The organism is Dinghuibacter silviterrae (assembly GCF_004366355.1).
Lineage (GTDB): Bacteria > Bacteroidota > Bacteroidia > Chitinophagales > Chitinophagaceae > Dinghuibacter > Dinghuibacter silviterrae.
Window position 1 is genome coordinate 2,583,126 of sequence record NZ_SODV01000001.1, and the last position, 17,871, is coordinate 2,600,996.

The window sequence follows — 17,871 nt, forward strand, 5'->3', positions numbered from 1 at the left end:
CCGGCTCATGCGCTTTTCCCCTCCTTTTCAAACTCCTTGCGGATCCCGCGGAGGAGGTCTTTTTGTAAAATAATGTTGCTCCCGCGCTTCATGGCCATCAGTGCGCAGTAACGCGTCACGTTGATGATGGCGCCTCCCGTCATTTCATACTTGTCGGCTATGTCTTCGAGACGGACGCCATCTTCAAGTCCCGCCTTGACCGGAAGGGATTGTTTCCATAACCGGAGCCGCTGGTCCGGCCCCGGCATGGGGAAGTAGATCATCGACTGGAAACGGCGGCTAAACGCGTCGTCCAGGTTGGCCTTCAGGTTTGTCGCCAGGATGACCACCCCGGGGAAGTCCTCAATCCGCTGGAGCAGGTAAGAAACCTCTTGGTTGGCGTATCGGTCGTGGGCGCTGGAGGTTTCTGTTCTTTTGCCAAAAAGAGCATCGGCCTCGTCAAAAAAAAGGATCCACTGTTTGTGCTCCGCCTGGTCGAAAACACCGGAAAGGTTTTTTTCGGTTTCCCCGATGTATTTCGAGACAACCATCGAAAGGTCGATGCGGTAGGTGGCGAGACCTGCGCTTTTGCCCAGGAGGGCCGCCGTCAGTGTTTTCCCTGTCCCCGGGGGACCATAGAACAACGCCCGGTAACCCGGCTTCACCTGTTTGCGCAGGTCCCATTCGTCCAGAAGTCGTTGCCCATAGGTCAACCAGTCCCTGATCTCGCCGACTTCTTCCAGGGAATGCGCCGGCAGCACCAGGTGATCCCAGTCCATCCCCGTCCGCAACCGCTTGGCGGGAAAGTTCATGCTAAAGTCCGGTTCGTGGCTCAGACCCGTGGTGAAATAGTTCAGGTACTCCGGGCTAAGCCGTATGGTCCCGCTCAAAAAGGGCTCATCCGAAGCCGCGTCCGTCAGCCGGAGGATGTTGAACTTGCGGAAACAATGGTCTTCCCGGAAAAGGTCCATCAGCCGGAACCTCCGTTCCAGGTTTCCCGCCGCCAGCAAAAAGGCCGCGGTTTCACCGGTAGGCAGAAATCCGCCATGCTGGTGTCCCTTGATCCCCCCGAATTCCGTAAAGCCCCGGTCATAATCCGCGTTGCGGGTAAAAAAAACGTCCAGGATATGCGGCTGTATATGGGGCGCCAGCGCCAGCAGGACGACCAGCCTTTCATCCGGTCCCAGGTTGTAATAGCGGACGATCTCCGCATAAAACGAAGGATCGCCCGTCAGGTCCGGCATCGGCACTTCGGTCACGTCGGTATACATGCCGGCTTGCCCCCAGTGGCGTTGCAACCGCGTCTCGATGACGGCGGAGAGCCATTGCATTTCCCTTTCCAGGACAGTGGCATTGTGTTGTATGGCATTTATGTCCATTCTACGTGCAGATTTTTATGCATCCAGGTGGTTTTGATCAGGCCCCAACCCCAGGGGAGAAAGGGCAAGAGGACGTCGATCCCCCGTTGTTCCACGCGCAGGGTCCACGCCTCCTGCGTTTCCGCCAGCGACCCGTCCCGTTGCAGGAAAGAAACCCTCAATCCGTCCGGGCTCGTTTTGCCCAGCTTCGTCCATTGTTGCAAGACTACCCTCAAAAGCTCTTCGCCCAGGGACGTCTCCGCCTCCGTCAGGTTTACTTCCAAAGGGACGGGGTCTTCCAGGTTCAAACCACAAAGAATTTTATTGAGGACAAGGTCCTGTTCGACCGGTTCGGTTTTCGTCATTTCCTGCCCATACACCAGGTACTGCAGCAAGTGCACCGCGCGCTGCTGCGCCTCCTCATGGACAAACTGCCCCTTCTCCAGCCACTGCAGCCTCTGGAAAAGCGTAGGCAGGAGCGGGTGCAGCAAAACCAGGCCCGCATTGCGTACATAAAGGCCCGCAAGGGCGGGTTTTTTCTTCGGGCGGGTTTTCTCCTCTTCTTTCCGCCGTTGTTCCTCTTGCCGTCGTTGCTCCGCGAGTTCCTGGGCGATGCGGCGCTGCGCCTCCAGGCGGTCGGCGCGCGCGCGTGCGGCTGCGTTCGCGCGTTCGTCCGCTTTCGCGGTTCTTCGCTTCTCCTCGTTGTCTCGCGTTTCCGCGCCTCCCTGCGCCTCCGTGCTCACCTCGACGCCCGCCGGCAGGCGCCGCCTCAGCAGTGCGCGGAACGACGGCAGGAAGGGTGCGCCATCCAATGAAAACGCAAAGGGCGGGGCCGACGCCTTTAGCAAGGCGGCGTACAACGGGATCCCTCCCCTGCGTCGCGCTTCCAGGAAGGACAACAGTGCCACCGCAAAGGTCTGCGGGTCCTTGGCACCGTAACGATCACCCAGGAAAAGCAACGCGCATTCCAGGAATAAAGTATCGAACGCGGAGCGCTCCGCCGTGCCGCGGATGACCGACAGGAACAGCCTGCGGATGTCTTGCATAAAAGCCAGGGTACGCCTGTCCCAACCCGGATGCCGTTTGCCCATCCAGGTCTGAAGGGCCGTCTCCAGGCGCGGATCCGGAACCCCTCTCGTTTGGGTGGAGTCCATCCAGGTCGTAATCAGGCGTGCAATGCCCGGTGTCCATCTTTGCGGGGTGCCGCTTTGTGCGGATGGCCCGCTTAACGCCGGTGAAGCCGCCACCAACAAAAACCGTAAGGTCCGGGCGCCGGTGGTTTCCGGTGCTTCGCCCGCTCCCCCCAACATCGCGCCATACGCCAACCCCTGTACCAGCGCACGCGTCTCCAGCCCGGTCCGCTCCGACAGCCAGCGAAGGACTTCCTCCAGGAAGTGTCCCCCTTCCGACGAAGGACGTTCATCCCACCAAGAGGGCAGCGGGCCCTTTTCTTCCATGGCCAACCCCTTTAGCAAAGGAAGCGCCCGCTCCCAATCGGCCACCGTCGGACCGGGACCCGGGAGGGTGGCTTCCAGGGGTGTCAAACCTTGCAAGAGGCGCAGCAATGCCCGGAAAAGGTCGGCAGCTTCCGGCGCAAAAAAGGCGCTGGACGCCGGGGTATCGCCTTCGGCCGGGGGCATTCCCGCAGGGAGCTGCGTGTCGCCTTTCGCAGAAGTCGCGGTGTCGCCCGGCTGCGCCCCCCGTTCGGCAAGGCCCGCGCTCTCGCCAGTCAACGCCTTCCCCTCGGCAAGGCCCGCGACGTCGCGAAGTGGCGGGACCCCTTCTTCTGTCGAGGCAGCCGTCGGCGTATTGCCGGCAAGAGCCGCCGCTGCAGCAGCGCTGGTTGCGGCGGGCGTGGTCCCGGGCGCTACAGAAGACGGTACGCCGGGGCTTTGTTGTACGGATTCCTTCCATATATCCAATAGCAAGCGGAAAAGCGAACTTGGCTCCAGTACCCCCCAGCCGGCAGTCTCGCCCTCCAGGTCAGGAGGAGCGCCCGCGCCATGTTCTCCTACGAGGAGGGAGAGGAGCGCGTGGTAGGAAAGGCGGTAGTGGCTTGCCAACCCGGACAGTTGTCTTTCGAGGAACATGCGGGTATTGAAGACGGAACCCTTTTCTGTCCACAGATAGCCCAGGATGATGGTCCATACGACCCTTCTAAACGCCCCGGGTCCGGTTTGGGGGCGCCGGGCGGTTTGTATGCGGGTGGCGTAATCCAGGATGAATTCGGCATGGGTGGGTTCTTCGAGACGCACGACGATTTTCAGGCCGGCATCGCCAAAGGAGTCCACGACGCGCTCCCGGACGGCGGTGGCCTGACCGAGGTCCGCGAGGGTCCGGCGGAGCGAAGAGGGTAAACGGGTAAATAGTGTAGAAAGGACGACGGGCAGGGGTTTGTCGGGCCGCGTGGCAGCGGGTGCCGCCGGTAGCTGCCGGGTCGAGGCTGTCATCACCGGCGGCTGATCAAGGTCGAGCAGGTAGTGGCGAAGCCAATCCAACTGTGCCTCAAGGTCGAGGACGTCCCAGCGGAACGTGTCGGTGGCTTCGGTTTCCGGTTCATCGCCTTCGTCTTCGAGGATGAGTTCGCGCAGGATTTTTTGGAGCGCATCCTGGTCCTGGAAACGGCTGGCCGTTTGGGCGAGGGCGTTGGAAAAAAGCGCCAGGAGTTCTGAGTAGCTGACGTTGTAGTGTCCGGCAATGTCCATCAGCGTTTGCCGGGCAAAGGCCCTTCGGTTGAATTGGCCGGCCATGTCCTTGAGCAGGAACGTCAGGATGAACAACCATATTTCGCGGGAAAAAGGGTTGGTTTCTTCCGGTACCCAACGGGTTTCCTGTTGGGTACGGACAAGGGTGTCGTGGTAACCGGATATAAAGGGTCCCTCGCCGGGCGCGAGCAGGCTTACGACAGCGTGGAGCGCCGGATCGGGGAACTGGTAGGCGAGGCGCCGGCGGACGTAGGCGAGTTGGCCGGTGCGCAACAACACTGGGAGCAATTGGCCGGGCGCTGTCGCATACAGGCGTTCGAGGAGGTGCTGGGGTGCGTCCTCCGGCTGGTGTGAGGCCCACCAGGGGAGGATACCTTCGAGGAGAAAATATTCCAGGAGTTCGGCGGATCGTGGTGGGTCGCCGGGGTTGGCACCGGGCGGCAGGGTGTCGGGCCCGAAGGGGCCCTGACGTGGGTCGCTGACAGACGGCGCGCCGGCCACCGCGCCCAGCCGCTCCAGAATGGCCCTTTCGAGGGCCACCCGGAACCGATCGGGAAAGTCTCTTTCGATGTGGTCAACATCGAGGATGCCGAGGTCGAGCTCCAGGGTATCGAGACGGAGCACCTGATGGGGTGGGATGCAGGCCTCGAAGACGGTTTCCATGAGGGGGACGGCTTCCTGTTCGAAAAGACGGCTAAAGCGGGTTTGAAGGACGTAGGCTTTTTCCCTGGAGGAGTAGGCAATGTCCCAGATGTAGCGTTGGATGACATACGGCTGGCTCATACGGAACGGGATTGGTTGCCTAATAAAAAGCTGATCAGCCGTTGGGCCCATTCGTTCCTGGTGTCGGCGTCCGCGGGGTTGCGCAGGGCATCGGTCCACTTGCCGTAAAGTTGTTCAAATACGGTCATCCGGGAGATGTTGGTCCAAAGGAAACGGAGCCGGATGTGTGCGGGTGTATTGTCACGGAAAAGGTTTTCGGCGAAGTTCTTGAAGTTGCGATCCTGGAAACGGGCGGGCCAGGCCGGAAGGACGATCGTCATGGTGAAGTTGAGGAAGGTCTCTTCGAGGAGCTGGTCGCCGGGTCCTTTGACGAGCATGTTGAACCGGGGATAGGACTGGACGCTGCGCGCGGTGAACTGGAGGAGTGTCTTGCATATATGGGCGTATGCGGCATCAGCGTCCTGGAGGTCTTTAGGGCTTAGGGTCCCGGGGTCGACGAGCCAGCCGGAGGTTTTGTATTGGTCGAGCAGCATCCGGCATTTCCCTTTCCACCGGGCAAGGCCATCAGCCGCGGAAAGGCCGGAGGACGCGGTTTGCAGCAGCTCCGTGATGATCCGGGAACGCTGGTCGAAGGTCATCCAGTCGAGGTGTTGCAGCAGGACGCGTTGTTCGAGGTCGTAGAAACGAAAACCATAGGAAGCGGAATCGAGCGGTGGCCTGAGGAGGATGTGCTCGACGACGTGAAAGCCTTCGGAGTTGAGGTTGATCTGTTGCAGGGCGCCGACCATGCCCTGGATGGCGCGCCGGGCACCGGCCTCGTCGGCGTATTGGCCGAGGGGTTGCCCGGGGTCTTCTCCGGGTGGTTGGAAAACCACTTCAAAACGGCCGCCCGGCAAGGGGTTGATCTTATAGTTCTCCTGCTGTATGCCGGTCAGGAAAAAGGACATTTTCTGACGGAGAAAACGGTGGGATGCGCCATCATCGGTCGCGCCGGTTTCTCCCGTGGCGTCGCCGCGCACGACGATGTCGGTTTCGTGGAAGGCCGCGGTTAGGTTGTGGACGCGGTTGAATTTGATGTCGAGGAGGTCGGCGACTTTTTTCCCAAGCCCCGAGCTAAGACCGCCTTCCCTGCCGAGGTAGTCGAAGCCTTTGTTGCGGTCGCGCCCGGTACGGGCGATACCCTGGAGCAAACGGGCCTTCCAGACAAGCGCTTCGTCGACCGCGGGGGCTTCGCCGGGCGCGAGGGGCGCGGGGCCGGATGGCGGGGCGCCGGGGGGCACAGCCGCGTCGCCGGTGAAAAGGGCCGCGCCGGGCGGCACCGCCGCGCCACCGACAAGCGAGGGCGTTGTCCCTCCAGGCGCCATAGGCGCCGCCCCCGAGTAGGTGGACGGCCCGCTGTACGGCGCGCCCGGCGCCTTCCCGTACAACTGCTCCGCCTGAAGGGCCGGATAGTTGCTGACCTCCTCGTTAAAGCGGGCAAGCAGGTGATCCAGGATCTTGTGCTTGCGGGCCCTGTATTGCTCGGGAGTTTCGGAATAGCGGGCCAGAGACGCCTGGTAGCGATCGGGTTGCAGGAGCAGGTCCTCGATGCCGGGCACGGTCGTGAGGGGCTGGTAGGCGTGGGTCGTGTCGTTCGGGGGGATGAACGGCGAGAACATCCGGCGTACCTGGCCGAGTTGCGCGAGGTAGTTGGCCATGACCTGTTCGAAAAACAGGAGGTATCCTTTCAGTTGTTTGACCTGTCCCTTGAACGCGGCCGGGGTACCCTTCGGGAATTGGGTTTCGGTGAGCGCGTAGATCGAGGGGAAAAGATGTTGTATCGAATAATAGCTGGACAGGTGACGGTAGACACCCGTGAGGACGGGCGGCGTCTGCGCGCCGGGCGTCTGGGTGCGACGGAGGGTGCCTTGTTTGACGAGGTGGTAGTCGTTGAAAATGGCTTCCGTTATCTGGACCTCGTAACCGTCGCGGAAAAGCCTGATAGGGGACGCGCTCCGGCTGTCGTCGAAATACGGGAAGCTGTCCATGGGGAGCTTGTCGGGCTCCCCGGAGGCGGCGCCGGGCGCGCCAGAAGGCGCGCTAGAAGACGCACCGGGAACGGCCGGGCCGGAGGCGCCAGAGCCAGTTGCAGCCGGCCCCGGCGTAGCCGGCCCGGAAAGCGTGCCGGGGGCTGCCGCACCCGAAGGCTCTTCCAACTCCGCCGCCTCCACATTAATGCGCCGCACATACCGCACCCCGGCTACCTGCGAGATCGCCTTGATGATCTCCGAAGGATCGACGAGCCGGCGCCTTTCGAGAAGGGCGTCGTCGGGGATAAAGCCGCGGCTGAGGTAAGGGCCGGCGTATAAGTTTTCGACCGCATACCCTTTCCGGATCAATGCGTCTTCGGTGGAATAGGCGATGGGCGGATTGAGGGCGTCCTCGATGGCGGAATAAATGTTGGACAGGGTGCCTTCGGGGACGGCGGCGGCGGCGATCTCGATGTCGGCTTTGACCCGGATGGTGACGGGTTTCAGGATGAGGATGGTGTCGGCGACGTCTTCGCAGACATTGCGGTGGGTAACGATGGTTTTCCGGACGGATTCGGTGACGGACTGGGCGAGTGTAGCGTCCGTAAGCAAACCGGGGGCGAGGTCTTTGCGGACCTGGACGGTGACCTGGTACAAACCGCGGAGGCTTTCGGTGATGCCGCCGCAAGTGACGGGTTCGAGCCAGACGTTGTAGAGTTCGGGGATCCTGTCGAGGAGCACCTTCCTGTAGTCGTTGACGGTGACGGGGTTGCTGACGAGGATCTCGGACTTTTGGAAAAAGGCGTTGGCCTCGGGGTGGATCACGCCGGTGTCGTCGGCGAGGAGGTCGGTGATGGGAAAATCGGTACGGTAGGCGAGGTCGGTCAGGGCATAGCAGAGCGCTTCCAGGATGGTGACACCCGGGTCGTGCAGGTTGTAGTCTGTCCAGGTGTCGCCGGAAAGGGTCTGGACGAGGGCTACGGCTTCCTGCCGGAGAGAGGAGAAGTCTGGAAACGGTCTATTCATCGGTTTTGGAGGAATAGAAATATTGTTCCGGGAGGTTAACGTCCGCGTCGTCCCAAAGCCGGGTGATGGCGTAGTAGATGCGGACGCCGTCTCCAAAGTTGTTGTTGGTGCGGAGCTCCAGCCGGTAGTTGTGGGTGTCGCCCCTCCAGCGCAGGGACAGCTTGTTCCAGAAGAAGCCATAGTGGGCTGAGGTCTTGCGGATACTGCTGTGGGAGCGGCCGTAGGCGCTCAGGGCGATGGCATGGAGGATGGCGAACTTGCCGGAACCGCGTTTGCCGGCCCGGGCAATGACTTCGAAGGCCTGGCAGTTGTCGAGTCCTTCGACGATGGGATACCATTTCCCGTCGGCGGGGATGAAACGGGGGCCGGGCAGGGGGTTGGGATCGGTATTGGGGGGCATCCAGGGTTCGGGGTTGGGCTTGAAGGTACCCATACGGCCTTCCATGCCGACCCATCCCTTGACGTCGAGCTTGAAGCGGTCGTCGCTTTGTTTGCCGATGCCGAGCTTGCCTTCGGATTGGAAGAAAAAGCAGCTTTCCTCTTCGGGTTGTTCCTTGGGGATAGGCGCCGCGGAGCGGATCTTGATCCCGGTGTTGCCGAAATCCTTGTCGATATAAAAAAGCGGCGAGAGTTCGTCTATCCCTTTGTAAAAGGTGACCAGTCGCGGAGCGGTTTGGGGAGAGCTGAGGTGGAGGCCGCTCACGTCGTCTTTGGCGAAGCCGTCGTCTTCCTTGTTGACCATGGAGTCGATGAGGTCTTCGAAGTTTTTCTCGGAAGGGATGCTCCCGTTCCTGAAGAGCTTTTTCAACTCGGCTCGTCCGTGGCTTTTGACGCTGTTTGTATTCATACGATGGGGTTGAGGGTGAGGTCTATATATTCTTCAGGGTCTTCCATACGTTCGGACGGGGGCGGGAACACCGGCAGGGGCCTTGGCTCCGATACGAGGAGCTCCCGGCCGAGGATGAAGTCGCCGATGCCGGAACCCCGGGGTTCTTCGAAGGCGGGTTCGTCCAGCACCGTGATCAGGTGTTGTTCCGAGGGGACCAGGATGGCTTCGCGGACCGATCCCCTCAACCGGCTGGTAGGGGTGCGGGCCGTGTCAACGCAGACCGCGGACAGTTCGCCGGTAATGTTGTTTTTTTCCTCAAAAAAATGAACCAATGAAAAACCGGTGACTTCCTGGATGTATGGCCGTTTTTTGATAAATGCCATGAGCTCCGAAAGATAGAGATCGGCACCGATCTGGCTGGCGGCGTCGGCCTCGAAGAGCCAGGGACAGATGTGTTGTTTGAGGTCGTCGTGGAGCTTTTTGAGGAACGAGCCGCGGTCGGCAAAGGCAGGGCCGCCGGCCTGGGAAAAACGGACGCTGCACACGACCTTGACTCGTTCGTAAATGGGATTGCCCACCTCGACCTGGACAAAGGGGGAGAGCACCCCGATCAGGGCGTTTTTGATGGCGAGCAGGGTGGCGAGGCTGGCCTGGGGCCGGTCGCTCCGCCCTGCGAGGTCCGGACCGGGCGCTGGGATGACGATGACCTGGAGGTTGACACCGGGATAGACCCCGGGGTTGGTGGGGCCGGCGCCAAAACACTTCACGACGGACAGGGACGGGAAACGCTGGAGGACCCATTGTTCGATGTCGAGGGCGGTGAGCGGGCGTTCCTTGTGCCGGAGGCGTTCGCTCACTCGGGTATAATACTGGTGGTGGGTCTCGGCGGGTTGCCCCCCGAAGCTGGGAAAGACCTGGTAGATCTGCTGGATGCCCCTCACCTTGTGGGCAAATTCCTGGATGGAGCCGGGGGGCAGGCGGAAGTCGCGGTCGAGGGGAGGTGTGGTGCCGTCCAGGACGCGCTGGGCCAGGGCCGCCTGGGTATAGATGCCGACCACCCTGGAGCGGATATCGGTCTTCCCCTGTACGGAGACCCGAAGCCAGAAAAGTCCGGTGGGCATGGCGGTATGCTTCGTGTTGATGTCGTTCGGTATCCTTATTTTTACCTGACCCGAATTGATAAAGCGGTTGGTCGTGTCCGTGAGGACGTACATGCCGGGGAAGGGTACCCAGGTATTGTCGCGCAGGTAGCTCCAGGAGGGGACTTCGGTGGTATGAAGGGTGTGGTGGAAGTTGCTTTCCTCCAGTTGGAAAAGCAGGGACAATTCGCCTTCTTTCGCCACGGCGTTCAAACCGATATACAGGTTCCCGGCGCTGTCGATGGTCGGGATAAAGGACAGGACCTGCTGCTCCCGTACGGGGTAGACCTTCCGGAACCCAAAGGGGTAGAGGTGGAAGACGTCCAGGCCGCCGGACCCGTTGGCTTCCTTGCTGCCTTCCTTAAAAGCCTCGGCGTATTCGAGGTTGTAGTCGATGGTGATGGTTTTCACCTTCGGGGTATAGGGCGGATTGGGCAACGGTAATTTGTCGTGTTTGTAGCGGACGTTGTGTTGGATGATTTCCGGGAATACGCGGGGAAAAAGGGCGTGCCCAAAAGCATCGGGCGGCCCCAGCAACTCCAGGCGGATGGCGCCGTTCCGGAAAAAGGCGTCGGTACCCAACGCGTCTTTTTCCTGGAGCGGGATGTTGACCATTTCCAGGCGTTTCGTATCCAGGGGTTCGAGGGTGTTTTCGTCCTCCAGGATGTCTTGTTCTTCGTTGTTGACGGCAAAAAGGGACATCTCCTGTCTGCGCGAAGCCTGGGGCCGGCATTGTCCTTCGGAAAGGGCGCCTATGCTGACGCGGAAGTCGCTGTTGCGGACCTTGGTGCCATAAGCGTCGTAGTAGGTGGCAAAACCGCCCGGGACCTTGGGGAGCTCCAGCCACTGGAACGTCAGGTGGATTTTGCTCGTATAACGGTTAAAGACGTTGGAGTTGCGGATGTCCAGGTAGCTGCCCACAAAAGGCAGCGGGCCAAAAGGTTGGAACGGGCTTTGGGGGCTCAGGTTGCCATTGGCGTTCTGGAGCTGCACGTCCCGGAAGCCTTCCACGCAGGACCGGATCTGGATCCTTTCCATCACGAGGCCCTTGAAAAAGGAATACGCGTTGTGCGAATTCTCCGGGTTGGCGAGCAACCGTAAAAGGGGGTGATGGGTTTGGTAGGTACCCGTATGAAGGGCCGGGTTGTAGCACATCATCGCCGGGGCATCGGGCGCAAGGTACATACACAAGAGCAGCCAGCTGTCCTCCGGAGACTCGGGTAGTTGCACCGTGTAATCATCCAGGGTGACCCAGCCAGTGGGCCCGGTGTAGGCAATCGTCCAGGCGTGGGTCATGACCTCGCCCAGGACCGCCTCGACCGTTTTGCCCGCGGACACGGAGAACTGGTGGAGATAGTCGAGCAGGCTTTTAAAGGACGCGCTCTCGAAATAAAAGGTCAGGTGGATCTCGCGTTTGCCCTCGGGGAGGTAGAACAGCGGTGAGCCCAGCATCAGGCCAAGGGTGGCCATGGTCATGGTGCGCTGGTCTTCCCCGAGGTTTTCCTGTCCTTCTCCAAAGACAGGCCAGGTGGGCGGCAGTACCGTGCTTTTGAGGTATTGTGCGGGGGACAACACGGGATAATCGCCCTGGTAGACCTGGAAGTTGCTTAGGACCGGTTGATGGGTGTCGTCAAAAAATACCGGGTTTTCGCTGATACAAACCGTTTTGAGCGAAGCCACCGTACACTTGTTCACCATGAGGTCCTCCGCGAGTGTATAGGGCACCGGGTCTTTGACGCCCGGGATTTTGGCCAGCAGCCCCGTTCCACCGGGTAGTAAGATACGCCCCATGTTTAGGTCGGGTTCGAACAGCACGTGGACCTTATCGGGGACTTCCTGCAGGGAGACAATCCCCAGGACGTCCCGGTAATAAAAATCCAGGTGTTCCCTGGTCAGGTGGTTGATCTGTGTACGCAGGTGCCGGAAAACATGCAGGAAAGCGAGGAGCAAACCCAGGTGGGGAGAATACGTCCCTTCCAGGATGGGATGGGTCTCCAGGTATTGAAGCGCCGTTTCCCGGAGCAGGTTGAACTGGGTGAGGATCTCGGTAAACAGTTGGTGGAGCTGTTCCAGGACGCGTTCCTGGTCAGGGGAGCCCGCCTCGGATTGCAAACCCTGGAGGATCTCGGTGCGGTTGGTGGAAAGAAAACGCGCCATGTCTCCCAGCGCGTCTTGTGTAGGCAGGATACCGATCTTTTCGGAAGCGCCCGCCAGTTGGTCCGTGGTGTGCTCGACCATCTGCACCATGGAACGGAAAATACCTTCGGCCCCGCCCCCCGCCGCCTGGAGGGACTTGAGCAGGCGTTCGTACACCGTGCCCAGCTCCAGGACCGGCATTTTGGAAAAGACGGCGCTCCAGAAGTGGAGGTCGCCGGTAAAAAACGGTTCCCAGTCGCCCACGGGTTTGTCGTCGAAGCCATACAGCGCGAACTCCCTGGAGAGGCTGGCCACCAGGAGGAGCCAGTCCTCCAGTGTCCTTTCCTCTATCTCCAGGTTGTCCGGGATCAGGGCGGCTTTCAGACGTTCCCGCTGGCTCAGGCTACTGGTCATGGCAGGGTCCTCCCTTGTTTGTAAACGGAAGACACATTGGTCCCTTCGGTGTAGTAGAAGGGATAGACCATGTTGTGCCGGGTATTGGTGATGATGATCGAATAGTCGATCCGTAGGTGCAGCACGCCGTCAAGCTCGTCCTGTTGGATGACCTCCGCTCCCAGGAAGTTGACCCGGGGTTCGAAGTCCAGAAGGGCGTTAAAGATGACGTGGTTGAGCTCGGCGACGAGGGCCGCGTCGATTTTTTCAAAGACAAAGCGATGGAGGTTGCAGCCAAAGGTGGGTTGCATGATCCGTTCCCCCGGCGTCGTACTGAGGATGATGCGGATGCTTTCCTCTATGTCCTCCTGGTCGGAGGCCATCCGGAGGCGAAGCCCGATCGGGTCGAAACAGACGGGGAAACTCCAGCCGGTGCCTAAAAAGGATTGTTTGTTTTTCGCCATGTCCGGTTAGTTTATCATAACAATGCCACCTTTTACCGTGGTCTGCGCCGACGCGGACAGTTCCGCGGTGGCGTTGCCCTTTGCGGAAAAACCAACGTTGGCCGTATGGTTGACGTTCATGCCGCTCACGGCTACGTCCTGCGTGGCGGTGATGCTGACCTTGCCCGTAGCGTTGAGCTCGATATTGCCCGTGGCCTTGAGCTTTATATCCGCCTTGGAATCGAGGACGATGCCGGAGGAGTTGAACGTGGCCGTGTTGCCGTTCTTGTCCTTGACCGTGATGGATCCATCCTGGTCGCTCAGCGTGATCGAACTGCCCCCGGGGGTCGACAGGGTGAGGACGGTGTTCTGGTCGTCAAAGCTCACCTTAAGCTTGCTTTTGGTGACCAGCGACTTTATATAGTTGTTGTTGTCGGATGCTGTTTGGGGGGGCGCCTTGGTGCTGCTGTAGAGCGAACCCAGGACGATGGGGAAACGGGGGTCGGTTTCCAGGAAACCCAGGACGACTTCATCACCGATTTCCGGGAGAAAGACCGAGCCCGCTGCGGAGGTCGCATAAAAATTGGAGACCCTTGCCCAGACGCCTTCCTGGGTCTGGGCCTTCGAGGGGAGGGTGACCAGGATACGGTATTCGGAGTCTGGGTCCTCAAAGATCTTTTTGACCGTGCCCACCTGTAGTCCCTGGATGGGGGGTATCTGGCCGCCGGCAGGGGGCGGGGCGAATTTCTTTTTTTCCGTTACAGACGTATCCTCCAGCCCCAGTTGGACGGTCGTCAGCCAGTTGCCCTGGTCGATGCTGTGTTTGACCTGGGAGACGAAGATGTTGCCGTTGTAGACGCCCGTTACGCCGGCCAGCTCGATCATGTTGCCGGGCTGGATGTCGGCGTTGCCGATAAAACCGAGCGACCCGCGGAGGGCGCTGAGCCGGATGCGGAAAAGCCGTCCACTGGCCCAGGACTGGAGCTCGTCCTTGGTGAGGGCGGTGTTGGACTTTAGGATAAACGCTTCGGTCTGCATGGAAGAAGAGGCGTCAATGGCTGTTTTAAGGGGACCGGTGAGGGTGGGTTCCACCGCATCTACCGACAGGAGCACCTGGTTTTTGACGTCCCAGGCCTGGGCGGTGGCCGTGGTGGGTTGCTTTTCCGTATGGGTTTCGACGTGAAAGGAGATGATGGACACGCCCATCGCGATCGACAGCACGGGATTACTGGTCAGGTCCGGTTTAGAGACCTTTAGGCTGTCGGGACCTGAGGTGACCATGAATCCGTTAAACTCCGCCCTGGCCAGCAGGAAGTCCCAGTCGGAGGTTCCTTCCTGCTTGGGAAGATAGGGGAGCGACGTAGTGGTGGAGTCCACACTAGACGTCAGGCTGTTTTTGCACTGCTTGATGAGGCTGGAGAGAATGTCCGAATCCGTCTGGTTGTAGAAATCCTTGGCGGTGGTGTCGTTGGTCATTTCCACCGCCCCGTGTTTGCACGTAATGTTTTGCTGGAACGTGCCGTCGGGTTTGTGCTCGATCCTTTCACGGACCATGACGCCCTTGAAAATGGTGGCGGCATTGGAGGCCTGGTGGCCATACCCGGCTTTGACCTCCAGCGTTTTCCCGGATTCAAACGGGTTGTCCTGGGTGGGGTCTTCGCCGGTACCGTCTTTTGGCTTATAGATGATGGTGACCTCCGCCGTGGAAATCTTGTTGACCTCGTGCACCACCTCGATTTTATCGACGGGCAGGTCCTGGAGGGGGGAGCCGCCGACGTACAAATTGACCAGGAGGGTGGGGTCCTGGATCTCGTTGGGTGATTTCGCGCTCATCCTGCAGACGGTTTAACTGGTTAACGGTGGGAAGTACAGCTCGTCCCCCGGGCGGATCGAGGCAAAATGATCAAGGTTGTTGGCCCTGGCCACCAAGGTGTAATAGGCGCTGTCCCCATAGATCCGGTAGGCCATCAGGGGGAGGGTGTCCCCGGCTTTGACCGTACGCACGTGTGTCAGGTCCGGTGAGCTGGCCTGGGCGAGCTTGAGCTTTGTCTCGAAGTCGGTGTTCTGTTTGAACTTCAGGGAGACGGTCGCCCTGAGTGCAGCCCCTGACGGGTTAAAAAGGGTGTATTTGGTCGACATGGAATCGCATACACCTAAAAATATAAGGTTGCCCCAGGTAATCTTCAGGTAGTTGGGCCGGTGATAGGTCCCCTGGTAGGTATACACGATGTCTTTGAGTTTTTTCAGATAGCCGTCTACATCCGAGACACCGGACGGCAAAGGCACCAGTCCGGTGCCGTCGACCACAATATCCAGGCTTAGGCTCGTATCCGACATGCCCTGGAAAATCTGGGTAACGGCATTGCTGAGCTTTTCCTGGGATCCTTTATAGCTGACCCCGTAGGAGAGCGAATAGCTGTCCGGGTTAATGGAGGCGTCGATCGAATCCGTGGGACTGTTGCCCTGGGGGTCCGAACAGGCTTGGATTTTTAGTTTGGCCAGGGTACTTGTCGTCATCGTTCATTCATTTTTTCCAGCTGGCGCATGACTTCGGCTACGCATTCCCGTAAGAGGGTGCGCCGGAGGTCTTCCAGGACCTTCGGGTCTTCCAAAAGAGAAGCTTTCGTTTCCTCCTGCACGGTCACCTTGACCACCAGCTCTCTGATCTCTAAAGCCATGGTTGTTAGCTTGGCATTCGTTGAAAATAGTCATAGCACAACTCCACCGTTTCCACCACGATGGCGCCCTCCTGCGATTTGAAAGGGGACACCTGGTAAGAAACCGGGTAGGCGTTGTTGAACTGCCAGCTGACCAGCTGGCTGCCGCTCATGTTATCCATCAGGATGACCATGACGTTTTTGGGCGTAAAGGTGAACTCCTCCGCGGCCGCCTTGATCCAATCCAGCAGCCCGGAGCCCGTCACCATCCCCCTTTTCAGGACAAGGTTCTCATATTGGGGGCGGGAAGGTAGCCGGTGTACAAACCGGTTCTCCCCGCCCTCTTTGATGTCTTCCTTCCCCAGCTTGATGTTCAGGCCGCTGACCTCCTGGAAACTGCCCTCGTTGATCCCTTGGATCCCGGGGATGTTCACCTGGAAGTAGAAGCCCAACGGGGGATAAAAACCAGTGGAGCTGTCGTCCGCCATACTATGAGCTCAATTTCAGGCCTTCGTGCGCCAGTTCCATGGTCTCCACGGCGACTTCGTTGGCGTCCGACTTCATGTCGGTGACCGTAATCTTGGCCGGGAAGGCGTTGGTGAGCGTCCATGTCATGGCGACCGCGTTGGACTCGTCCAAAAGGTTGATCGTAATGGTAGACCTTTTGAAGGTATTCATCTTGATCTCGTTGTACTTGTCCCAGAGATCCTTGTCGCCCTTGAAGGTGCCCTTTTTAAGGGTCACGTTCCCGAACTTCTGGATGCCGGGCATCTTTACGGTGGAATAGACCTTGCTGTTCCCCCCGCGGTACTCTATGACCTGTGTTTCGGAAGAGAGACCCGTTACTTCCTGAAACACCAGTTCCTTGTCATCCCATTTCACCTGGAATGAAAATTTGACTAATGGCCATATCGTTTGCGATTGGCTTGATCCGTCATCTGCCATGGTGCGTCGTTTTTAAAGTATTAAGATAATTGTTGTTGTTGCTGGAAGGTGATCACGATGAATTCAGCCGGGTGGACGATGGCCACTTTCACGGTGATGCGCATGATGCCGTCGAGGATGTCGTTGGGCGTCATGGTGGCACCGAGACCGATCTGTACGTCAAAAGCCTGCTCAGGCACGGCTCCCGCCAGGGCGCCCTGTTTCCAGAGGTTGGTCAGGAAGTTGACCATCATCCCTTTTACCGTGACCCACGTGTTGCCGTCGTTGGACTCGAACACATACGTCCGGGTGGCCAGTTTCAGGCTTTGTTCGATCATGATCAGGGTTCTGCGGACATTGATGTACCGCCAGTCCTGGCTGTTCCCGTCAAGCGTGCGGGCGCCCCAGATGAGGGTTCCGATGCCGGGGAAAGGACGGATGACGTTGATGGACTTGCCGGCCATTACGTCCACGTTCAGGCCTTCCTGTTCGGCGTTGGAGATATTGACGACCGGGGAATTGACCATGCTCAGCGACACGTTGGCCGGTGCCTTCCATACGCCCCGGCTGTTGTCGACGAGGGTGTAGATCCCCGCCATGGCGCCGCTGGGCGGCAGCGTGTTCAACCTGGCACGGACTTCGTCGAGGATGGACGAATAGGTAGGGCTGGAGGCCTGGAGGGATTGGTGGTAGTTCTTTTTAGAAGCGTCGTCGGTCGGGTTGGCGGCTTTAAAGGCGGCGACGACCTTCTGGGCGGTGGCTTCAGGAAGCAGTTTTTCCAGGTCCACCGAGGCGTCCAGGTTTTGGAAGTCCACTTCCGACGGCTGTACGATGGACGTGTTCAGCCAGGGATAATAGGCCGCGCCGTAGTTGAGGAAGTTGGTCCCGATGGCCGTGCGGAATTCGCCCACGACATCGTCGGTTTTTTCGCCCACCCCTTGAAACCGCAGGTCGAAAAGACACACCCGGCTTTGGACGTTGTTGCAATGGATCAGCGCCTGGGTATAGACCTCGGTGTAGGCGTCCTTGCCCAGGGCGATGATGTCAGGGAAAACAAGCATGGTGGGCTCGAACTCCTTCTCCAGGATGGAAAACACGCTCACGGGGTTGTCGGTAGACCCGATGAAATCAGAAGCCTGGATGGTAAAACCACCCGGTTTGTCCCCATACGTTCCCACGGACAGGATGTAGCAATTGCTGCCTCCGTTGGCGTAGAAAAGACGGATGCTGTTGAAAAAGAAAGCCGCGTTGTCCTTGTTCTGGGTCACCACCATGGGCTGGCCGTTGACGAGAAAGGTCTCGGCCGGAACCTTTGGATCCGGGGCGGCGATGGTGAACTTCGGCACAAAGGCGCCGCCAAAGCTCTCCACGTACTCGGCAAAGGAACTGATCCTTGTCGGCTTGTTCACCAGGGACTTCCCGTTCCACACGGCTGTCTGGGTGTAGCCGATAAAGACCGGGACCGCGGTCTCCACCGCGACGGCGGAGCTGGGGAAGGCATTCTTCTCTTCGATATAAACGCCTGGGGTCATTAACGTTGTTGGCATAAT

12 protein-coding genes are annotated in these 17,871 nt (G+C 59.4%); all 12 read right to left on the bottom strand.

What is annotated here, in order from left to right:
* Positions 1–5: 5 nt before the first annotated feature.
* The 12 genes from EDB95_RS11390 to EDB95_RS11440 are packed head-to-tail and all read right to left on the bottom strand — an operon-like array spanning position 6 to position 17,868.
* Positions 6–1,358, bottom strand: coding sequence for an ATP-binding protein (locus tag EDB95_RS11390; RefSeq protein WP_133993668.1), 1,353 nt, complete (start codon positions 1,356–1,358; stop codon positions 6–8).
* Positions 1,349–4,825: a contractile injection system tape measure protein gene (locus EDB95_RS11395; RefSeq protein WP_133993669.1), complete on the bottom strand. Its 3,477-nt coding sequence runs from the start codon at positions 4,823–4,825 to the stop codon at positions 1,349–1,351. The genes EDB95_RS11390 and EDB95_RS11395 overlap by 10 nt, the downstream gene beginning before the upstream one ends.
* Positions 4,822–7,800, bottom strand: coding sequence for a hypothetical protein (locus EDB95_RS11400; RefSeq protein WP_133993670.1), 2,979 nt, complete (start codon positions 7,798–7,800; stop codon positions 4,822–4,824). The genes EDB95_RS11395 and EDB95_RS11400 overlap by 4 nt, the downstream gene beginning before the upstream one ends.
* Complete coding sequence (locus EDB95_RS11405; protein WP_133993671.1) at positions 7,793–8,647, bottom strand: hypothetical protein; 855 nt, start codon at positions 8,645–8,647, stop codon at positions 7,793–7,795. The genes EDB95_RS11400 and EDB95_RS11405 overlap by 8 nt, the downstream gene beginning before the upstream one ends.
* Positions 8,644–12,318: a baseplate J/gp47 family protein gene (locus EDB95_RS11410; RefSeq protein WP_133993672.1), complete on the bottom strand. Its 3,675-nt coding sequence runs from the start codon at positions 12,316–12,318 to the stop codon at positions 8,644–8,646. Before EDB95_RS11410 ends, EDB95_RS11405 begins: the two co-directional genes overlap by 4 nt.
* Positions 12,315–12,761 (bottom strand): GPW/gp25 family protein, encoded by a 447-nt coding sequence (locus EDB95_RS11415; RefSeq protein WP_133993673.1) that lies wholly within the window; start codon positions 12,759–12,761, stop codon positions 12,315–12,317. Before EDB95_RS11415 ends, EDB95_RS11410 begins: the two co-directional genes overlap by 4 nt.
* Positions 12,762–12,767: 6 nt before the next feature.
* Positions 12,768–14,573: a phage baseplate assembly protein V gene (locus EDB95_RS11420; RefSeq protein ID WP_133993675.1), complete on the bottom strand. Its 1,806-nt coding sequence runs from the start codon at positions 14,571–14,573 to the stop codon at positions 12,768–12,770.
* A 12-nt stretch (positions 14,574–14,585) separates the two neighbouring features.
* Positions 14,586–15,257 carry a CIS tube protein gene (locus EDB95_RS11425; RefSeq protein WP_133993677.1) on the bottom strand — a complete coding sequence of 224 codons (672 nt, stop codon included), beginning with the start codon at positions 15,255–15,257 and terminating at the stop codon, positions 14,586–14,588.
* Entirely contained in the window at positions 15,254–15,418 is a 165-nt protein-coding gene (locus tag EDB95_RS27270; protein ID WP_162852555.1) for a DUF5908 family protein, read from the bottom strand. Before EDB95_RS27270 ends, EDB95_RS11425 begins: the two co-directional genes overlap by 4 nt.
* Positions 15,419–15,423: 5 nt before the next feature.
* A complete protein-coding gene (locus EDB95_RS11430; RefSeq protein ID WP_133993680.1) occupies positions 15,424–15,885 on the bottom strand; it encodes a phage tail protein in 462 nt (153 codons plus the stop codon).
* A 1-nt stretch (position 15,886) separates the two neighbouring features.
* Entirely contained in the window at positions 15,887–16,342 is a 456-nt protein-coding gene (locus tag EDB95_RS11435) for a phage tail protein (protein WP_133993682.1), read from the bottom strand.
* Positions 16,343–16,362: 20 nt separating this feature from the next.
* On the bottom strand, positions 16,363–17,868 hold the full coding sequence (locus tag EDB95_RS11440; protein ID WP_133993684.1) for a phage tail sheath family protein: 1,506 nt from the start codon (positions 17,866–17,868) through the stop codon (positions 16,363–16,365).
* Positions 17,869–17,871 lie beyond the last annotated feature (3 nt).